We start from the raw sequence: 16785 nt of genomic DNA, 5'->3' as shown, positions 1-16785 counted from the left end.
GGTGGCCGTTCTGCTAGAATCGCGCCGTCTGGAGATGAAGATCATGAGACCGTCCGAGGTGCTGGAAAAGAACAGGGAAGCGATCCGCGAAGCGACGAAACGCTTCAACGCGGCCAACCCGCGCGTATTCGGCTCCGTCGCCCGTGGCGAGGACCGGCCAGACAGCGATCTCGACATTCTGGTGGATGCCCTGCCGGGCACAACACTGTTTGATCTCGGCGGTTTGCTGGAGGAATTGAAGGCGCTGCTTGGTGTGGAGGTCGACGTCGTCACCTCAGGCGGCCTGCATTCGGATATACGGGCGCGCGTTCTGAAGGAAGCCAAAGCGGTATGAGTACGGATCGGCTTCTGCTCTATCTGAAGGAGATGGATGTTGCCGCCTCCAGAATACAGGATTTCATTCAGGATATGGATGAGGCCGCTTTTTCCTCCGACACGCGGACGCAGATGGCGGTCATGATGGGTCTTGCCCTGATTGGCGAGGCGGTCGCGAAGCTGGACAAGCACTACCCCGCATTTTTACAGCAGCACCCGGAAATCCCCTGGATCAAGATGAAGGGTATGCGCAATCTGATCGTGCATGATTATTTCCGGGCGGAGCTCTCGGTCGTCTGGAAAACGATAACGCAGAGTATTCCGGATTTGCAGGCGCGTCTGTCCCTCCTCCGAAACTGGCATGCCCAAGGTGAATGACATTTGACTGATTTTCTCGACATAAAACCTCTCACCAGAGAGGCTTTCGCATCCTTCGGTGATGTGATCGAAACGACACCCTCTTCCATGCGGCATATCAATGGCGGACAGACCGAGCGGCACCATGCGCTCGCAGCCCCCGAGGCGGCGGGTGAGGGCGCGCGTGTCATCCTCAATATTTTCCGCGGGCAGCCGCGCGCCTTTCCGCATCAAATCGAGATGATGGAACGGCATCCGCTCGGCAGCCAGAGTTTTTCGCCGCTTTCCGGCCGGCCTTTCCTCGTGGTCGTCGCCAATGACGATGGCGGCCGGCCCGGTCGGCCACAGGTGTTTCTGGCGCGGGGCGATCAGGGCGTGAATTACCGCCGCAATGTCTGGCATTATCCGCTGATGCCATTGCAGGCGGTTTCGGATTTTCTGGTTGCCGACCGCGATGGGCCGGGTAACAATCTGGAAGAGTATTTTTTCGATAAGCCCTATATGATCGCGGAGCCCAAGCCATGACCGGTTTGACCACCCATGTCCTCGATGCCGCCCAGGGCACGCCTGCCGAAGGGCTGACGATCGAGCTCTACCGGCTCTCCGGCGATCGGCGCGAGAAGCTGAAGACGGTGCAGACCAATAGCGACGGCCGTGTCGACGGCGGGCCTCTGCTTGCCGGCGACGGTTTCAAGGCCGGCGAATATGAGCTGGTTTTCCATGCCGGCGATTATCTGCGCGGCAAGGGTGTGGCGCTGCCGGAGCCCGCCTTTCTCGATATTATTCCGATCCGTTTCGGCATTGCCGATGAGAGCGGCCACTACCATGTGCCGCTTCTGCTTTCGCCCTATAGCTATTCCACCTATCGAGGAAGCTGATTGCCATGATCTTTGCCGCCATTGCCGATATTCACGGAAACTGCGCCGCGCTTGAAGCCGTGCTGGAGGATATCGCGAGGCTTGGCATCAAGGACATCGTCAATCTCGGCGATTGTTTCAGCGGCCCGCTGGAAGCGGGGTTTACCGGCGATGTGCTTGTTAGCAACTGGATTCCCAGCATTCGCGGCAATCATGACCGGGAACTGATCGAGCGTGCGCCGGAAGAGATGGGAAGCTGGGAAAGGCCGGCGCATGCGCAGCTGAGCGCCGCCCATCTGGACTGGCTGCAAACCCTGCCGTTCAGCATGGTGTTCAAGGATGTCGCCTATTGCTGCCATGGCTCGCCGCGTGACGATCTGGAATATTGGCTGGAAACGCTGTCGCCGGAAGGCGTTCTGAAATTGCGGCCGCTGGCCGAAATCGAAGCCATGGCGGAAGGCATCACCCAGCCGCTGATGCTGTGTGGCCATACCCATATTCCCCGTACCGTGCAGCTTTCCGACGGCCGGCTGATCGTCAATCCCGGCAGCGTCGGCTGCCCCGGCTGGAAGGACGACACGCCTTTCGACCATCACGTCGAGGCCGGTCATCCGCTTGCCACCTATGCCGTGCTGGAGGAGACCGGGCGCGGCTGGCAGGTCTATTTCCGCAATATCCGTTACGACAATATGGCCATGGCCGAGATGGCGAAGGTCAATGGGATTCCGCATCTGGCCGATGCGCTGGCGAGCGGTTGGCTCAAGCGCTGATCCTCACCCCTCGCTGGTCATCACCACGCAGGAATAAGATTGCGCCTTCAGTTCCTTGCAGGCGGAAACGGCCGAAGACTGGTCTTCGAAGCCGGTGAAGCGGGCGCGGTAGAGCGTTGCCGATCCGCTTTGCACGGCTTCGGTGTAGGGGGCTATCCCGGCATAATTTCCGGCGATGTTGGAGCGGGCATTGGCGAGCAGCGAGCGGGCGGCGGCTTCGCTGTCGGTGGCGGCGATCTGCACTTCCCAGCGGCTTCTCTGGCTGGCGGAGGCCGCCGCGGGAGCCGGCCGCGGGATGGCCGAAACCTGCATCATGTCGGCCATCTGGTTATTCGCCGTGGCGATCTGCATGGCGACCGGATCCTGGCGGCGCTCCGCGAACATCGGCAATGGTACGGAGGCGGGCGGTACTGAAGCGGCGGGCGCGGCTGCAGGCGTCACAGCAAAGGTGCGGCTGACATTGGCGCTGGCGACGAGCTGTTCGGTGTTGCGGCTTCTCGATGCCTGCGGCACGGCCTTGTCGAGAAGGGCGGCCATCTGCGCATCGCGGCTGCGCGCGGTCTTGCCGCCCAGCACGACGCCGACGACGCGGCGGCCATTGTGATTGACGGCGCTGACGAGGTTGAAACCGGAAGCATTGGTATAACCGGTCTTGATGCCGTCCATGCCCTGATAGCGATACATCAGATTGTTATGACCGCGAATGCGTTTTCCCCGGAAGCTGAAGGATTCCATGGCGAAGAGGTCATATTCCTTGGGAAAGTCGCGCTGCAACGCAAGGCCAAGCTTCGCCATGTCACGCGCCGTCGTCACCTGCGATTTGCTGGGCAGGCCGGAAGCGTTGCGGAACACCGTTTTCGACATGCCGAGCTGGCGAGCCTTGCGGGTCATCATCTCGGCGAACCTTGCCTCGGAGCCGCCGAGATGATCGCCCATGCCTTCCGCCATGTCGTTGGCGGATTTGACGATCATGCCGTAGACCGCCTCGCGCACGGTGAAGGTCTGCCCCTGGCGCACATAAAGCTTCGAGGGGATAACGGCTGCGCCGTTCCTGGACATCTTTATCTTCTGGTCCCAGCGAAGCCGGCCGGCATGCAGCGCCTCGAAGGTCATGTAAAGCGTCATCATCTTGGTGAGCGAGGCCGGGTGGTTCAGCACATCGGCATTGCGGGCGGCCAGAACCTTGCCGGTATTGGCATCCATGATGAAATGGGCGTAACCGGCCTGGGCGGGCGATGCCTGCAATGAGAGGATCGCGCAAAAGAAGGCGATTGCGAAGACCCATGCACCCGCCATTCCCCGTTTGATCGTTCCCGACATAATCCACCCCTTTTGTTCGGCCGCCGCGATGGGCGAAGTTTTACTGACACTTTCCGGCAACAAAACCGCTAAAACTTTAGAGATCGCTTTCATGCTTAATTAAGTATGAATTTCAAGCCGGCGGCAGCCCTCACAATTTCCTTGCAAAGAAACCAACCGTCCGGTATGTTTCGAAATATGAAAAATGCACATGAACGGAAAAAGCAGCCTGAGGTCGTTCGCCGCAGTCTTCTCGATTGCGCGGCGAAACTCGCTGCCGAGCAGGGTGTTGCAGCACTTTCCGTGCAGGCGGTGGCCGATGCGGCGGGAGTGACGAAGGGTGGGTTGTTTCATCATTTCGCCTCCAAGCAGGCTTTGCTGGAGGCGGTGATGGCGGACCTTCTTTCGGCGCTGGACGCGGAAATCGACGCGCTCATCTCACAGGATTGTGAAGCTTACGGATGCTTCACGAGGGCCTATGTGAACGCGGTTTTTTCCGATCGCGACCGGGAATCGGGCAGGCAATGGGCGGCATTGTCGGTGTCGATGGTCGGTGAACCGTCGCTCAGGCGCATGTGGACCAGCTGGTTCGAAGGGCGTCTCATCCGTCATAAGGAAACGGATGAGGGGGTGGTATTGGAACTCGTCAGGCTTGCGGCGGACGGCATCTGGTTTGCCGATCTTCTGGCCGATGACGGCAGGGCAGGTGGCGACAGGGCGGCTCTCAGAGCCCGGATGATCGCCCAGACGACAAAGGAAACGGAACGATGAACGCGGCACTTTTCACCTATGGGGCGCTTGTCGCGGCCATTATCTGTGAGGTCATCGCGACCTCATTCCTGCAGCAGTCGCAGCAATTCACTAGGTGGCTGCCGACGGTGCTGATGGCGGTATTTTACGGCGCGGCCTTTTATCTGCTGTCGTTCACGCTACGCGTGATCCCTGTCGGGGTTGCCTATGCGATCTGGAGCGGGCTCGGCATCGTGCTGATTTCCGGCATCGGTTATTTCGTGTTCCGTCAGACGCTGGATATTGCCGCCGTTATCGGTCTCGGTTTCATCATCACCGGCGTGGTGATCGTGAATGTGTTTTCGAAGACGGTGGGGCATTGAGAAATTTTTCTCGATTTCTGTTGCGTAAATTCACCCTTTGTTCTATCTGTATGTAAATCGAAAAACCGGCTGCGCATGAGTGCGGTCTCCTTTCTTGGAGGCACGTATGCGCAATGCTCTGTCAAAATTTCTTCTAAAACGCCGACGCCGTTGGAAGCTGTATTTCAAAGGATTGTCAAAGCGAGTCTTTAGCATTCTTGTTGATCGGATGCTGGAGAAAGTCATTGATTGGATTATTTTGCCGTCCGTCGTCGCTATCTCTAGTTTGTTTCCGAACTTTAGCGACGATTTAAGCCAGAACGCTGCGGTCCACATCTGTAATCAGCCGCTTGCCGCAAAGCGCCATGCTGACATCCATCTCCTTGCGGATGATCTCCAGTGCCGTGGTCACGCCCTGCTTGCCATCGGCACCGAGACCATAGAGGAAGGGCCGGCCGATATAGGTGCCTTTGGCGCCGAGCGCCACGGCTTTCAGCACGTCCTGACCGGAGCGAATGCCGCCATCCATGTGCACCTCAACCCTGTCGCCGACGGCATCGACGATCTTCGGCAGCATGGCGATGGAGGAGTGGGCGCCATCGAGCTGGCGGCCGCCATGGTTGGAGACGATGATGGCGTCGGCGCCGGTATCGAGCGAGGCGCGTGCATCCTCCTCGTCAAGGATGCCCTTGAGGATAAGCTTGCCGCCCCAGCGTTCCTTGATCCATTCGACATCCTTCCACGACAGGCGCGGATCGAACTGCTCCGCCGTCCAGGAGGAGAGCGATGACAGGTCGGAGACGTTTTTGGCGTGGCCGACGATATTGCCGAAGCTGCGGCGCTTGGTGCGGGCCATGTCCATGCACCATTTCGGCCGGGTCGCCATCTGCCAGATATGTTTCGGGGTGAATTTCGGCGGTGCGGAGAGGCCGTTGCGAAGGTCCTTGTGACGCTGGCCGAGAATTTGCAGGTCGAGCGTCAGCACCAGTGCGGAGCAGCCAGCGGCCTTTGCTCGGTCGATGAGATTATTGACGAAATCCCGGTCCTTCATCACGTAGAGCTGGAACCAGAAGGGTTTCGAAGTGACGGAGGCGACATCCTCGATGGAGCAGATGCTCATGGTGGAGAGCGTGAAGGGCACGCCGAATTCCTCCGCCGCTTTTGCGGCCAGCATTTCGCCATCGGCATGTTGCATGCCCGTCAGCCCGGTGGGGGAGAGCGCCACCGGCATCGAAACCTTCTCGCCGACCATTTCTGTGGCAAGCGACCGGTCGGTCATATCCACCAGCACGCGTTGGCGCAGCTTTATCTTGGAAAAATCATCCTCATTGGCGCGGTAGGTGCCTTCCGTCCACGCGCCGCTATCGGCGTAGTCGAAAAACATTTTTGGCACACGGCGCTGAGCCTGTTGCTTCAGGTCCGCTATGGTCAGAATTTTGCCCATGGATAAAGCCTTCACATTTGAATGATGGCTTCACATAACATGAATGGGACGGCTGCAACATCAAAATCGACAGGGCTCATCACCAGAAAGCCCGCAAAAACAGCTCGGCTCCCAGTATGAGCAGGCTGATGAGGAACCAGCGCCGGAATGTGGCGGGGCTGACGATATAACGGATCTTCTGGCCAAGCCACATTCCGGCAAGGGCCGGCAGAACGGCCAGCGCGGATAGCGACAGATGCTCGATGTGAAAGGCATTCTGGGAGGCTAGGCCGGCGGCGAGCGCAATGGTCGAAACGGTGAAGGAAAGGCCGAGCGCCTGCACGAGATCGTCCCGGTTGAAACCGAGCGACTGGATATAGGGCACGGCGGGCACGACGAAAATTCCGGTGCCGCCAGTCAGCAGGCCGGTTGTCAGCCCTATGGCCGGCGAGAGCCTGGATTCCAGCCGCGCCGGAACGGAGAGGGGTTTGGCGAAGAGGCTGTAGGCCGCGTAAGCCGCAAGGCATAATCCGAGTGCCGAGGTGGTCCAGACGCCGGTGCCTGCCGTCATCAGCCGGATGCCGATGAGAGTGCCGGCGGCGATGGCGATCATCATCGGCCACAGCCGCGCGACGATGGCCCTGAAATCCGGCCCGGCCAGCAATTGCCAGATATTGGTGACGAAGGACGGCAGGATGAGCAGGCCGGCGGCAACGACGGGCGGCATGAAAAGGCCCAGCACGCCCATGGCGACGGTCGGCAGCCCCATGCCGGTCACGCCCTTGACGATGCCGGCGACGATGAAGGTCGCGAAGACCATGAGCATGGTGGTTGTGTCCAAATCCGGCACGGTGCACTCCAGAGGTCATTCGCATTTCGGCCGGGATGGCGTCGGGCGATCACTAAGAATCGAGCGGGTGCAGCTCGTTTCTTCTCCCCGCCGGGGAGAAGGTCGCGGCAGCGGGATGAGGGGGCAAGGGCAACGATAGGCCGAGAGCTTGCCCCCTCATCCGACCCTTCGGGCCACCTTCTCCCCGGTGGGGAGAAGAAAGAGGCGGCACACGCTCGATCCAATATGTGACGGATGTAAACGAGTTAGCAGCTTTATGTTTCGGCCCCAGCCGAACTATGCCAGCACGCTTTTCATCGCCTTGCCGGCCACATAGGTTTCCACCACGGTGCGGTCGTCGCCCATGGTCAGCATCAGGAAGAGTTCCTCGGTCAGGCTGTTCACCACTTCCATCTTCAGCGCCATGGCGGGTGTCGAGGAAGCGTTGAGCACGGTGATGTCCGCGTCCGTGCCGGCCTCCAGCGTACCGATGCGGTCGACCATGGACAGCGCTTCGGCATTGCCGCGCGTCATCAGATACCAGCTTTCCAGCGGGTTCAGGCGCTCGCCCAGCAATTGCTGGATCTTGTAGGCCTCATCCATGGTGCGCAGCATGGAATAGCTCGATCCGCCGCCGATGTCGGTGGCAACCGCGATACGAACAGGCTTTTCGCGCCGTTGCAGCTTCTTCATCGGAAAGAGGCCGGAGCCGATGAAGAGGTTCGAGGTGGGGCAATGTACGGCCACCGCGCCGGTTTCCGACAGCACGTCCGCTTCGCGCTCCGAGAGGTGGATGGCGTGGCCGAGCAGGGTCTTGTTGCCCATCAGGCCGTATCGCACATAGATATCGGTATAGTCGGTCGCTTCGGGGTAAAGCTCGCAGGTGTATTTGATCTCGTCCAGATTTTCGGACAGATGCGTCTGGATGAAGAGATCGGGAAACTCCTGCGCCAGCGCCTGGGCGGCTTCCATCTGCTTCGGGGTGGAGGTTATGGCGAAGCGCGGCGTGATGGCGACGTGGTTGCGGCCCTTGCCGTGCCAGTCGGCAATCACCTGGCGCGTCTCGTCATAGGAGGTTTCCGGCGTGTCCAGCAGGCCCTGCGGGGCATTGCGGTCCATCATCACCTTGCCGCCCACCATCAGCATGTTGCGCTTCATGGCCTCCGTGAAAAAGGCGTCGGCGGAGGTCTTGTGCACGGAGCAATAGGCAGCGGCGGTCGTGGTCCCGTGGCGCAGCAGCTCGTCGTAGAAATGCGTGGCGATGCGCTGGGCATGGGCGGTTTCGACGAAGCGGCATTCTTCCGGGAAGGTGTAGGTGTTCAGCCATTCCAGCAGGTTGGCGGCATAGGAGCCGATGACCTGCATCTGCGGGAAATGCAGGTGCATGTCGATGAGGCCGGGCACGATGAGATGCGGCCGGTGATCCTTTTCCTCGACGTCTTCGGGGGCTGCCTTACGGATATCGGCATATTCGCCGATGGCGGCGATCCTGCCATTTTCGATCAGCAGGCCGCCATCTTCGATATAGAGATAGCTTTGCGTATCGTCGATTGCGAGCGGCGCGCGGCGGAAGCTCAGCAGGCGGCCACGCAGCAGAACCATGCTCATTCAGTCTTTCCTTCGGCTTTTCCTGCCCCGGAAACCGCACTTTCATACCATGCGGTCAGCAGCTTGCGCTCATCCGGGGTGATGGCGGTGATGTTGCCGGGAGGCATGGCATGGCTGCGGCCGGCTTGCAAATAGATTTCGCGCGCATGGGCGGCGATCTGTTCGTCGGTTTCGAGCTTCACCGATTTTGGTGTGAAGGGCACGCCTTCCCAGACAGGCTCGGCCGCATGGCACATGGAACAGCGGCCCTGAACCACATCGCGCGCCTTGGTAAAATGAGCGTCGCTGACGAATTGCTGCTGCATGGGGGAGAGGGTCGCGGCCTTCTGCTCCTCCTCGCCGGTCAGCACTTTCGGCACGGTGGAAAGCCACATGATGACGATGAAGATGAGGGCGGTCAGCAGCCAGGTCCAAGTCGGCTTGCCCTTGCGGGCATGGGTGGTGTTGAACCAGTGGCGGATGGTGACGCCCATCAGGAAGACAAGTGCCGCAATGATCCAGTTGAACTCGGTCGCGAAAGCCAGCGGATAATGGTTCGACAGCATGAAGAAGATGACGGGCAGCGTCAGGTAGTTGTTGTGCAGTGAACGCTGCTTGGCGATGCGGCCATATTTCGGGTCCGGCGTCCGTCCGGCAATCAGGTCTGCGACGACGATCTTCTGGTTCGGAATGATGATGAAAAACACATTCGCCGACATGATGGTGGCGGTAAACGCGCCGAGATGCAGGAAGGCGGCGCGGCCGGTGAAGACCTGCGTATAACCCCATGCCATCGCCACCAGCGCGACATAGAGCACGATCATCAGGCCCCAGGTATTATTGCCGAGCGGCGATTTGCAGAGGAAATCATAAAACAGCCAGCCGATGGCGAGCGATGCCAGCGACAGACAGATGGCCTGGAACTGGGTGAGCGCCAGCACGGAATGATCGATCAGGAAGAGATCCGCCCCGCCGTAATAAACGATGCAGAGCATGGCGAAACCGGAAAGCCAGGTGACGTAGCTTTCCCATTTGAACCATGTCAGGTGTTCGGGCATCTGGGCAGGCGCAACCAGATATTTCTGGATGTGATAAAAACCGCCGCCATGCACCTGCCACTCCTCGCCATAAGCCCCCGGCGGCAGATGCGCCCGTTTGACCAGCCCGAGATCGAGCGCGATGAAATAAAAGGACGAGCCGATCCAGGCGATGGCGGTGATGACGTGGAGCCAGCGGACGGCAAAGGCCATCCATTCCCACGCAATGGCGTATTCGTACATGCGGTTCCCCTGATCCTTGTGCAGCGCACCTTGCGAGAAATTTGACCTTTAGGAAAGGGAAAAGCAGAGAGCCGGAGGTGATTGTTCACAATCTGACGCCTTTTGTGTCCGCAATCGCTGTTGAGTTCATTCTGCGTAAGGATTGGCCCGGTAAAGTTGCAGCCGCTTATTCCTGTCGCATAGTTTGTGCTTAGCTGGCTAACGCGACTCAGCTATTATCCTTTGTGCAGTCTGCCGATGTGCTAAAATATAAGGCTGCGGAGTCCTGCGGGGCGCCTTGCCGGAAATCATTCCGGTTTCGCGCCGATGCGCAGGGTTTCCATGACATGTTTCGCTGGCGGTTCTTCCGAAAGCGGGCGCTGCGAACCCTGGGTGGGGGCAGATCAGGGGGCAGGTATCGCAGTTCCCGGTGCCGTTGTGTCCGGGTGGGTGTTGATGTGAAATTAGAATAAAGGGACGCAATGATCTTCCGGCAGCCGCCGTTGTTTCAACGGAGACCATGCCGATGCGCCTTGTTCTGACGGTCCTCTTCCTGTCTCTGGCGTTCAGCGCCACCGCGCTTGCCCATGAATCCCACAAGGGGTTCAAATATGAAAGCTATTGCTGCAATGGCGACGCCGAAACCGGCGACTGCCAGATGATCCCCACGCGCAGCGTCCGCGTGACCCCCGATGGTTACGAGGTCTCGCTCGCACCCGGCGATCACCGCATGGTCACGCGACGCCATGTCTTCAACTGGTCGCAGCGCGAGGCAAGACGATCCGAGGATGGCGAATATCATCTCTGCCTGTTTCCGGATGAGGACACGCCCCGCTGTTTTTATGCGCCGGACATGGGGTTTTGAGGCAGTTGCTGCGGCCGGCTTTCCTCGATCCGCTTCAATATCCAGTCGCGGAACAGCCTGATCTTGCGGATGTTCCGGCGGTTTTCGGGGTAGACCAGCCAATAGTTCTTTCCTTCGCTGCTGAGGTGCTCGAAGGGTTGATAAAGGCGGCCGAGCGCAATCTCATCGGCATAGAGTTCCGGGGTGAGCATGGCCACCCCCTGGCTGGCGATCGCGGCGGCGGCTTCGAAGGCCTGCACATTGAGGCGGCTGCGGGGATAACGGTCGAGGCCGGGATTTTCAACACCCACTTCCCGAAACCATTGGCTCCACCAGATGTCGCCGGGATCGATGATGCGCAGGCGCAGCAGGTCTTCCGGTTTGTGCAATCCGCCGATGCTTTCGGCAAGGCCCGGATGCAGCATCGGCGTGTAAACGCCGCGCAGCAATTGATGGTAGATCAGCCCTTTGCCGTTGTCTTTGCTCCAGCGAATGGCGACATCGCAGTCCGACTGGGAAAAATCGATCAATGCGCTTGATGTGTCGAGCCGCACGGCGATCGAGGGATGTTCGAGCTGGAAAGCACCCAGATGCCGCGAAAGCCAGCGTGAGGCGAAGGTGGCGGTGGAATGGATTGTCAGGGTCGCGTCGGACGTGTCGCGCACATTGTCCACGGCCTCCCGCAGATTATTGAAGGCTTCCGCGACTTTCGGCGCAAGTTTCTGCCCGGCCTCGGTCAGCGAGACCTGCCGCGCCTTTCTGATGAAGAGCGGCTCGCCAATATTCTCCTCCAGCAGCTTCACCTGATAGCTCACCGCCGTCTGGGTCATGCCCAGCTCTTCGCCGGCCTTGGTGAAGCTCAGATGCCTTGCGGCAGCTTCGAACACCCGCAGAGCGTTCAGGGGAAACTGGCGGGACATTTTCATGGATAAATTCTCTTTATGCCAATTGCCGAAGGTTTCATTGGTTTTTCTCCGGAAAACAGAGCATTTTTAGCTCAATTCATCAACTGAGCTTCTGACATTTTTGAATGGAGACGAACATGCGCACAGCACTCTTGCGCGCGTGGTCCCACCTGCATGCGGGTCTGCGGACAGCGGAACGGTTTACTCTTGAAAGCCTTCAACCCGACAATCTGGCGGATGAAAGCCTGCCGGAGGGGCTCAGGCGCGATCTTGGCCTTGAGGATGGCCGCGTCGATTTTCGCTGCGACGGATTTCGGCAGCGGAAAATGCTTGCAGCAACTCGGCTGCCACAAGGGCCGCTATGACGGCGGGGCGTTTGTCCCTGACGCTTGTGCCGCCGATGGGCAGGGTGAGCTTTGCAAGGCGGGAAGGGGGCTCTCCTTCCCGTTCCAGCCAATGGGCGAAGGTGGCGCGTTTGGTCTTCGAACCAATCATGCCGACATAGGCGAGATCGTCGCGGGCAAGCGCTTCCTTCGCGATGAGGAAATCGAGCGCGTGATCGTGGGTGACGATGATGGCCGCCCCGTTTGCCGGGATTTTCGGAACGAATGCTTCCGGCATGGGGGTCAGTATGGACGCCACCACTGAGGGAAGATCGTGCAGCTCGCTTTCGCGGGTTTCCACCACCGTCAGGGTCAGGGGCAGAAGCGACAGGGCATCCGCCAGTGCCTTGCCGACATGACCTGCGCCAAAAATGAAGACGGCGGGCTGCTGTTCGGTTTCGCCCTTCAGCCGCGCCTCAAGCCCGGCAGCGATCTCCGCCGTTATCCGCCGGAAGCGGATGAGGGTGCGACCGCCGCAGCACTGGCCTATTTCCGGCCCTAGCGGAATATCCATGCGGTCTTCGGCAGCACCTGTTCGCAGCATGGCGCGGGCGTGGTCTATCGCCATATATTCGAACTGCCCGCCGCCGATGGTTTCCCACAGGTCAGCCTGTGAGACCAGCATGAAGGTGCCGGCCTCACGCGGGGATGAGCCTTTGACGGACTCGATTTCGACGAGGATTGCGGGGGTAGGGCGGGCTAGGAAAGTGGACAGGGGGGTGTCAGGCATTGAGGCTGGCCCCCTCATCCGGCGCTTTGCGCCACCTTCTCCCCGGCGGGGAGAAGAAACCCGGAGCACTGGCCCTGCCCACCTTACATGCTTTCAGGAAGTGCGAGACAGCACGGCAAATTTCTTCTCCCCGCCGGGGAGAAGGTGGCCCGAAGGGACGGATGAGGGGGCGAGGCCGCATGGGTACGTCCTCCCTCACACCTTCTTCAACCGTTCCACCGCCATCAGCACCCGCTCCGGCGTTGCCGGTGCATCAAGCCGCGGGCAGACCTTGTAATCGGCGACGGAGGCGACGGCCATGGAGAGGGCTTCGAGAACCGAGATCGCCAGCATGAAGGGCGGTTCGCCCACGGCCTTGGAACGGCCGATGGTGGGCTCGGCATTTTCCGCCCATTCCGCCAGCTTGACGCTAAAGCTCTTCGGCCGGTCGGAGGCGAGCGGGATCTTGTAGGTGGAAGGCGCGTGGGTGCGCAGCCGCCCCTTGCCGTCCCACCACAATTCCTCCGTGGTCAGCCAGCCCATGCCCTGCACGAAAGCGCCCTCGATCTGGCCGATATCGATGGCCGGGTTCAGCGATTTGCCGACATCGTGGAGAATATCGGTGCGTTCCATCAGGTATTCGCCGGTCAGCGTATCGATCGACACTTCCGAGCAGGCCGCGCCGTAAGCGAAATAATAAAACGGCGTGCCCCGGCCGGCGGCGCGGTCCCAGTGGATTTTCGGCGTCTTGTAAAAACCGGCGGCGGAAAGCTGCACGCGGGCGAAATAGGCCTTTTTGATGAAGTCGTTGAAGGCGATTTCCTCAATGCCGATGCGCACCCGGTTCGGCAGGAAGACGACTTCCTCTTCCGGCACGTTCCAGTTCTCAGTGGCGAATTTGACCAGCCTTTCGCGGATCTGGCGTGCGGCGTCATAGGCCGCCATGCCGTTAAGGTCGGTGCCGGAGGAGGCGGCGGTGGCCGACGTATTCGGCACCTTGCCCGTCGTCGTGGCTGTAATCTTCACCCGGCCGATATCCACCTGGAAGGCATCGGCCACCACCTGCGCCACCTTGGTGTAGAGGCCCTGGCCCATTTCGGTGCCGCCATGGTTCAGGTGAATGGAGCCGTCATTATAGATATGCACCAGCGCGCCGGCCTGATTGAAGGCGGTCATGGTGAAGGAGATGCCGAATTTGACAGGGGTGAGCGCGATGCCCTTGCGGATGATCGGGCTGGTTTTGTTGAACTCAATGATCGCATCACGTCGTGCGCGGTAGTCACTGGAGGTTTCCAGCTCCTCGACGACACGGGCGATGATGTTGTCTTCGACTTCCTGATGATAGGGCGTCGTGGTGCGGCCGGAGCCGGTCTCGCCGTAGAAATTCAGTTTGCGGATATCGAGCGGGTCCTTGCCAACGGCATAGGCGATTTCCTCGATGAAACGCTCCGCTCCCAGCATGCCCTGCGGGCCGCCGAAGCCGCGAAAGGCGGTGTTGGAGACGGTGTGGGTTTTCAGCGGCCGCGAGGTGAGATGCACATGCGGGTAGAAATAGCTGGAATCGGCATGGAATAGCGCGCGATCCGTGACCGGGCCGGACAGATCGGAGGAAAAACCGCAGCGCGCGGCATAGGTGGCGTCGACGGCGTGGATGCGGCCTTCTTCATCGAAACCCAATTCGTAATCGACGCGGAAATCATGGCGCTTGCCGGTGGCGCTCATGTCCTCGTCGCGGTCCGGGCGGATTTTCACGGCCCGGTTCAGCTTCTTGGCAGCGATGGCGCAGAGGGCGGCGAACTGGTTGCCCTGCGTTTCCTTGCCGCCGAAACCGCCGCCCATGCGGCGCACCTGCACCGTGATTGCGTTGGACGGCACCTGCAGGATGTGGCTGACGATGTGCTGGATTTCGCTCGGATGCTGGGTGGAGCTCCACAGCGTCACCTCGTCATCCTCGCCCGGCACGGCCATGGCGATGTGGCTCTCGAGATAAAAATGCTCCTGCCCGCCGATCCGCATCGTGCCGGTGAGGCGGCGCGGTGCGACATCCATTTCCAGCTTGGCATCGCCACGCTTGAGTGTCATCGGATCGATGACCAGCGCGCCGCCATTTTCAATCGCCGTATCGATATCGGTGAAATGCGGCAGGTCCTTATAGGTGATCTTTGCCTTGCGGGCCGCCTTTCTAGCGATATCGCGGGTTTCGGCAAAGACCGCGAAGATCGGCTGGCCGTGGAATTCCACCTTGGTTTCGGCCAGCAGCGGCTCGTCGTGACGGCCGCCGGAAGAAATGTCGTTTTCGCCGGGCACGTCCTTGGCAACCATGACCCAGAGCACGCCGGGTGTTTTTTCCACTTCCGAGAGGTCCATCGAAACGATTTCGGCATGTGCCCGGTCGGAAAGGCCGAGAGCGCCGTGGATCAATCCGGCGGGTTCGGGAATATCGTCGATATATTCGGCGCTGCCGGTCACATGCTTATGGGCTGAATCGTGCCGGAGCGAGGCGTGCATCGGGCCGTCGATTTCGGTCTTGGTCTTGTCGAAGCTTGTGGTGTCCATGGTTCAAGCCTCCTCCAGTGCAAAACGCACAAGTTCCTGCTTTTGCCCCGAAGTCTCGAGGAAAAACCGCGTCAGCAGGTTCTTGGCCGTCAGTTGCCGATATTCGGCAGTCGCCCGCCAGTCGGTCAGCGGGGTGAAATCTTCGTCCAGCACATCGCGCGCCGCATCGATGGTTTCCTGCGACCACGCCTTGCCGAGAAGCGCCGCCTCCAGATGCGCGGCGCGTTTCGGCGTGCCGGCCATGCCGCCGAAGGCGATGCGGATGTCTTCGACCGCGCCGTCGGCATCGAGCGTCAGGTTGAAGGCGCCGCAGAGCGCGGAAATATCCTCGTCGCGCCGTTTGGAAATCTTGTAGACGGCATAGCTGCTTTCCGGCTTCCGAAACGGAATGAAAAGCTTTTCGACGAATTCGCCGCTCAGCCGGTCCTGTTTGCCGTAATCGATGAAATAGCTTTCCAGCGGCAGGCTGCGGTTGCCGGAGGAGGAGCGCAAGGTCAGCGTCGCCCCCAGTGCGATCAGCGCCGGCGGCGTGTCGCCGATGGGGGAGCCGTTGGCGATATTGCCGCCGATGGTGCCCATATTGCGTACCTGCTCGCCGCCGAGGCGGTCGAACAGCCGGGCAAGCGGCGGAAAATGGTCTGCAATGGTCTTGAAGGCCTGGCTGTAGGTGACGCCAGCGCCGAGTGTCACGCCCTCTTCATCCACGGCGATGGTTTGCAGATCCCCGAGATTGTTGATGAAGATCACCGGGTTCAGCGCCCGCATCTGCTTCGTCACCCACAGGCCGACGTCGGTGGAGCCGGCAACGATGATCGCTTTCGGTTCAGCAGCGTAAATCTCGGTCAGCTCGGCCAGTGTCGCCGGAATGATGCTGCGATCCTCGCCGTGGGTAACGGTGATCGTTTCATTGGCGCGGATCGCCCAGAGCCTTGCCATGATATCGGTGCGGTCGCGTTGCAGCGGGTCGAACAGGGCGCTCGGGCGCGCAGCGGCGATTTTTTCGGCGGCGCGGACTATCGGCTCATAACCCGTGCATCGACAGAGATTGCCTTGCAGCGCCTTTTCGATGTCGGCGCGGCCGGGGTTTTCACTGGCAAGCCACAGGCCGTAAAGCGACATGATGAAGCCCGGCGTGCAGAAACCGCATTGCGAGCCGTGGAAATCCACCATCGCCTGCTGCACGGGGTGCAGCGTACCGTCGCGCGCGGCCAGATGCTCCACCGTCACGATATGGGTGCCGTGCAGCGAGCCTAAAAAGCGGATGCAGGCATTGACGCTTTCATAACGCAGCGAACCGTCCAGCAGCCGCCCGACCAGCACCGTGCAGGCGCCGCAGTCGCCTTCGGCGCAACCTTCCTTGGTCCCGGTCAACCGCTTGCTGATGCGGAGATAATCGAGAAGCGTGTCTGTCGGTCCGAAATCCTTCAGCGAGATGGTTTCGCTGTTGAGGATGAAGCTGATCGCGTCGTTCATGCAATGCCCTGCTTTTTTGACCGGCTGCCGAGCCGGTTTCTTGTCATTATCCCTGCGCATCATATGCACGCCGCCGCGCGCATATCGATTTCCGTTTTGGCAATTCATTGTTTCCAAAACGGAAAGAA

Annotated in this window: 17 protein-coding genes; 8 read left to right on the top strand and 9 right to left on the bottom strand. The window is 60.1% G+C overall.

What is annotated here, in order from left to right; translation table 11 throughout:
* Positions 1-43 precede the first annotated feature (43 nt).
* Genes ACIK7D_RS10855 through ACIK7D_RS10835 form a run of 5 tightly spaced genes read left to right on the top strand, consistent with a single transcriptional unit; the run spans position 44 to position 2299 of the window.
* Positions 44-334, top strand: a complete 291-nt coding sequence (locus tag ACIK7D_RS10855) for a nucleotidyltransferase family protein (RefSeq protein WP_035220685.1) — start codon at positions 44-46, stop codon at positions 332-334.
* Positions 331-693, top strand: a complete 363-nt coding sequence (locus ACIK7D_RS10850) for a DUF86 domain-containing protein (RefSeq protein WP_035220083.1) — start codon at positions 331-333, stop codon at positions 691-693. Before ACIK7D_RS10855 ends, ACIK7D_RS10850 begins: the two co-directional genes overlap by 4 nt.
* Before the next feature lie 3 nt (positions 694-696).
* Positions 697-1197 carry an ureidoglycolate lyase gene (locus tag ACIK7D_RS10845; protein ID WP_127757907.1) on the top strand — a complete coding sequence of 167 codons (501 nt, stop codon included), beginning with the start codon at positions 697-699 and terminating at the stop codon, positions 1195-1197.
* Positions 1194-1550 (top strand): hydroxyisourate hydrolase, encoded by a 357-nt coding sequence (gene uraH, locus ACIK7D_RS10840; protein WP_137452854.1) that lies wholly within the window; start codon positions 1194-1196, stop codon positions 1548-1550. Before ACIK7D_RS10845 ends, uraH begins: the two co-directional genes overlap by 4 nt.
* A gap of 5 nt (positions 1551-1555) precedes the next feature.
* Positions 1556-2299, top strand: a complete 744-nt coding sequence (locus ACIK7D_RS10835) for a metallophosphoesterase family protein (protein ID WP_400156275.1) — start codon at positions 1556-1558, stop codon at positions 2297-2299.
* A 3-nt stretch (positions 2300-2302) separates the two neighbouring features.
* On the opposite strand, the gene ACIK7D_RS10830 is transcribed toward ACIK7D_RS10835, so the two are convergent.
* Positions 2303-3595: a serine hydrolase gene (locus tag ACIK7D_RS10830; protein ID WP_400156391.1), complete on the bottom strand. Its 1293-nt coding sequence runs from the start codon at positions 3593-3595 to the stop codon at positions 2303-2305.
* Between the two features lie 189 nt (positions 3596-3784).
* On the opposite strand from ACIK7D_RS10830, the gene ACIK7D_RS10825 reads away from it, so the two are divergent.
* Complete coding sequence (locus ACIK7D_RS10825) at positions 3785-4369, top strand: TetR/AcrR family transcriptional regulator (protein ID WP_400156274.1); 585 nt, start codon at positions 3785-3787, stop codon at positions 4367-4369.
* Positions 4366-4710, top strand: coding sequence for a multidrug efflux SMR transporter (locus ACIK7D_RS10820; RefSeq protein WP_110756171.1), 345 nt, complete (start codon positions 4366-4368; stop codon positions 4708-4710). Before ACIK7D_RS10825 ends, ACIK7D_RS10820 begins: the two co-directional genes overlap by 4 nt.
* 289 nt (positions 4711-4999) lie before the next feature.
* Here ACIK7D_RS10820 and ACIK7D_RS10815 read toward each other — a convergent pair whose 3' ends face one another.
* The 4 genes from ACIK7D_RS10815 to puuD all read right to left on the bottom strand — a co-directional run bounded on the left by ACIK7D_RS10815 (position 5000) and on the right by puuD (position 9808).
* Positions 5000-6133 carry an alpha-hydroxy acid oxidase gene (locus ACIK7D_RS10815; protein WP_059754267.1) on the bottom strand — a complete coding sequence of 378 codons (1134 nt, stop codon included), beginning with the start codon at positions 6131-6133 and terminating at the stop codon, positions 5000-5002.
* A 79-nt stretch (positions 6134-6212) separates the two neighbouring features.
* Positions 6213-6932 carry a sulfite exporter TauE/SafE family protein gene (locus ACIK7D_RS10810; RefSeq protein WP_400156390.1) on the bottom strand — a complete coding sequence of 240 codons (720 nt, stop codon included), beginning with the start codon at positions 6930-6932 and terminating at the stop codon, positions 6213-6215.
* 306 nt (positions 6933-7238) lie between these two features.
* Positions 7239-8549, bottom strand: coding sequence for a guanine deaminase (gene guaD / locus ACIK7D_RS10805; protein ID WP_400156273.1), 1311 nt, complete (start codon positions 8547-8549; stop codon positions 7239-7241).
* Positions 8546-9808 (bottom strand): urate hydroxylase PuuD, encoded by a 1263-nt coding sequence (gene puuD, locus ACIK7D_RS10800; protein ID WP_400156272.1) that lies wholly within the window; start codon positions 9806-9808, stop codon positions 8546-8548. The genes guaD and puuD overlap by 4 nt, the downstream gene beginning before the upstream one ends.
* Positions 9809-10313: 505 nt before the next feature.
* Here puuD and ACIK7D_RS10795 point away from each other — a divergent pair.
* Complete coding sequence (locus ACIK7D_RS10795) at positions 10314-10652, top strand: hypothetical protein (RefSeq protein WP_003524238.1); 339 nt, start codon at positions 10314-10316, stop codon at positions 10650-10652.
* On the opposite strand, the gene ACIK7D_RS10790 is transcribed toward ACIK7D_RS10795, so the two are convergent.
* From ACIK7D_RS10790 to xdhA, 4 genes are all read right to left on the bottom strand, one after another.
* Positions 10628-11557, bottom strand: coding sequence for a LysR substrate-binding domain-containing protein (locus ACIK7D_RS10790; RefSeq protein ID WP_020810938.1), 930 nt, complete (start codon positions 11555-11557; stop codon positions 10628-10630). The genes ACIK7D_RS10795 and ACIK7D_RS10790 overlap by 25 nt on opposite strands.
* 237 nt (positions 11558-11794) lie before the next feature.
* Positions 11795-12649 carry a xanthine dehydrogenase accessory protein XdhC gene (xdhC, locus tag ACIK7D_RS10785; protein ID WP_400156271.1) on the bottom strand — a complete coding sequence of 285 codons (855 nt, stop codon included), beginning with the start codon at positions 12647-12649 and terminating at the stop codon, positions 11795-11797.
* Between the two features lie 195 nt (positions 12650-12844).
* On the bottom strand, positions 12845-15184 hold the full coding sequence (gene xdhB / locus ACIK7D_RS10780; protein ID WP_400156270.1) for a xanthine dehydrogenase molybdopterin binding subunit: 2340 nt from the start codon (positions 15182-15184) through the stop codon (positions 12845-12847).
* Between the two features lie 3 nt (positions 15185-15187).
* Positions 15188-16657 (bottom strand): xanthine dehydrogenase small subunit, encoded by a 1470-nt coding sequence (xdhA, locus tag ACIK7D_RS10775; protein WP_400156269.1) that lies wholly within the window; start codon positions 16655-16657, stop codon positions 15188-15190.
* Positions 16658-16785: the final 128 nt, after the last annotated feature.

Origin of the sequence: Agrobacterium sp. P15N1-A (assembly GCF_044626815.1) — a bacterium.
Lineage (GTDB): Bacteria > Pseudomonadota > Alphaproteobacteria > Rhizobiales > Rhizobiaceae > Agrobacterium > Agrobacterium leguminum.
Note: the sequence above shows the minus strand (reverse complement) of the source record. Positions and strands in the feature narration are given on the sequence as shown.

Excerpts from the sequence above, each read along its gene's own strand:
- xdhB (WP_400156270.1), bottom strand. The coding sequence starts at position 15,184 with ATGGACACCACAAGCTTCGACAAGACCAAGACCGAAATCGACGGCCCG.
- ACIK7D_RS10795 (WP_003524238.1), top strand. The coding sequence starts at position 10,314 with ATGCGCCTTGTTCTGACGGTCCTCTTCCTGTCTCTGGCGTTCAGCGCC.
- xdhA (WP_400156269.1), bottom strand. The coding sequence starts at position 16,657 with ATGAACGACGCGATCAGCTTCATCCTCAACAGCGAAACCATCTCGCTG.
- ACIK7D_RS10825 (WP_400156274.1), top strand. The coding sequence starts at position 3,785 with ATGTTTCGAAATATGAAAAATGCACATGAACGGAAAAAGCAGCCTGAG.
- uraH (WP_137452854.1), top strand. The coding sequence starts at position 1,194 with ATGACCGGTTTGACCACCCATGTCCTCGATGCCGCCCAGGGCACGCCT.
- ACIK7D_RS10855 (WP_035220685.1), top strand. The coding sequence starts at position 44 with ATGAGACCGTCCGAGGTGCTGGAAAAGAACAGGGAAGCGATCCGCGAA.
- ACIK7D_RS10790 (WP_020810938.1), bottom strand. The coding sequence starts at position 11,557 with ATGAAAATGTCCCGCCAGTTTCCCCTGAACGCTCTGCGGGTGTTCGAA.
- guaD (WP_400156273.1), bottom strand. The coding sequence starts at position 8,549 with ATGAGCATGGTTCTGCTGCGTGGCCGCCTGCTGAGCTTCCGCCGCGCG.
- ACIK7D_RS10835 (WP_400156275.1), top strand. The coding sequence starts at position 1,556 with ATGATCTTTGCCGCCATTGCCGATATTCACGGAAACTGCGCCGCGCTT.
- ACIK7D_RS10820 (WP_110756171.1), top strand. The coding sequence starts at position 4,366 with ATGAACGCGGCACTTTTCACCTATGGGGCGCTTGTCGCGGCCATTATC.
- puuD (WP_400156272.1), bottom strand. The coding sequence starts at position 9,808 with ATGTACGAATACGCCATTGCGTGGGAATGGATGGCCTTTGCCGTCCGC.
- ACIK7D_RS10830 (WP_400156391.1), bottom strand. The coding sequence starts at position 3,595 with ATGGCGGGTGCATGGGTCTTCGCAATCGCCTTCTTTTGCGCGATCCTC.
- xdhC (WP_400156271.1), bottom strand. The coding sequence starts at position 12,649 with ATGCCTGACACCCCCCTGTCCACTTTCCTAGCCCGCCCTACCCCCGCA.
- ACIK7D_RS10815 (WP_059754267.1), bottom strand. The coding sequence starts at position 6,133 with ATGGGCAAAATTCTGACCATAGCGGACCTGAAGCAACAGGCTCAGCGC.
- ACIK7D_RS10810 (WP_400156390.1), bottom strand. The coding sequence starts at position 6,932 with ATGGTCTTCGCGACCTTCATCGTCGCCGGCATCGTCAAGGGCGTGACC.
- ACIK7D_RS10850 (WP_035220083.1), top strand. The coding sequence starts at position 331 with ATGAGTACGGATCGGCTTCTGCTCTATCTGAAGGAGATGGATGTTGCC.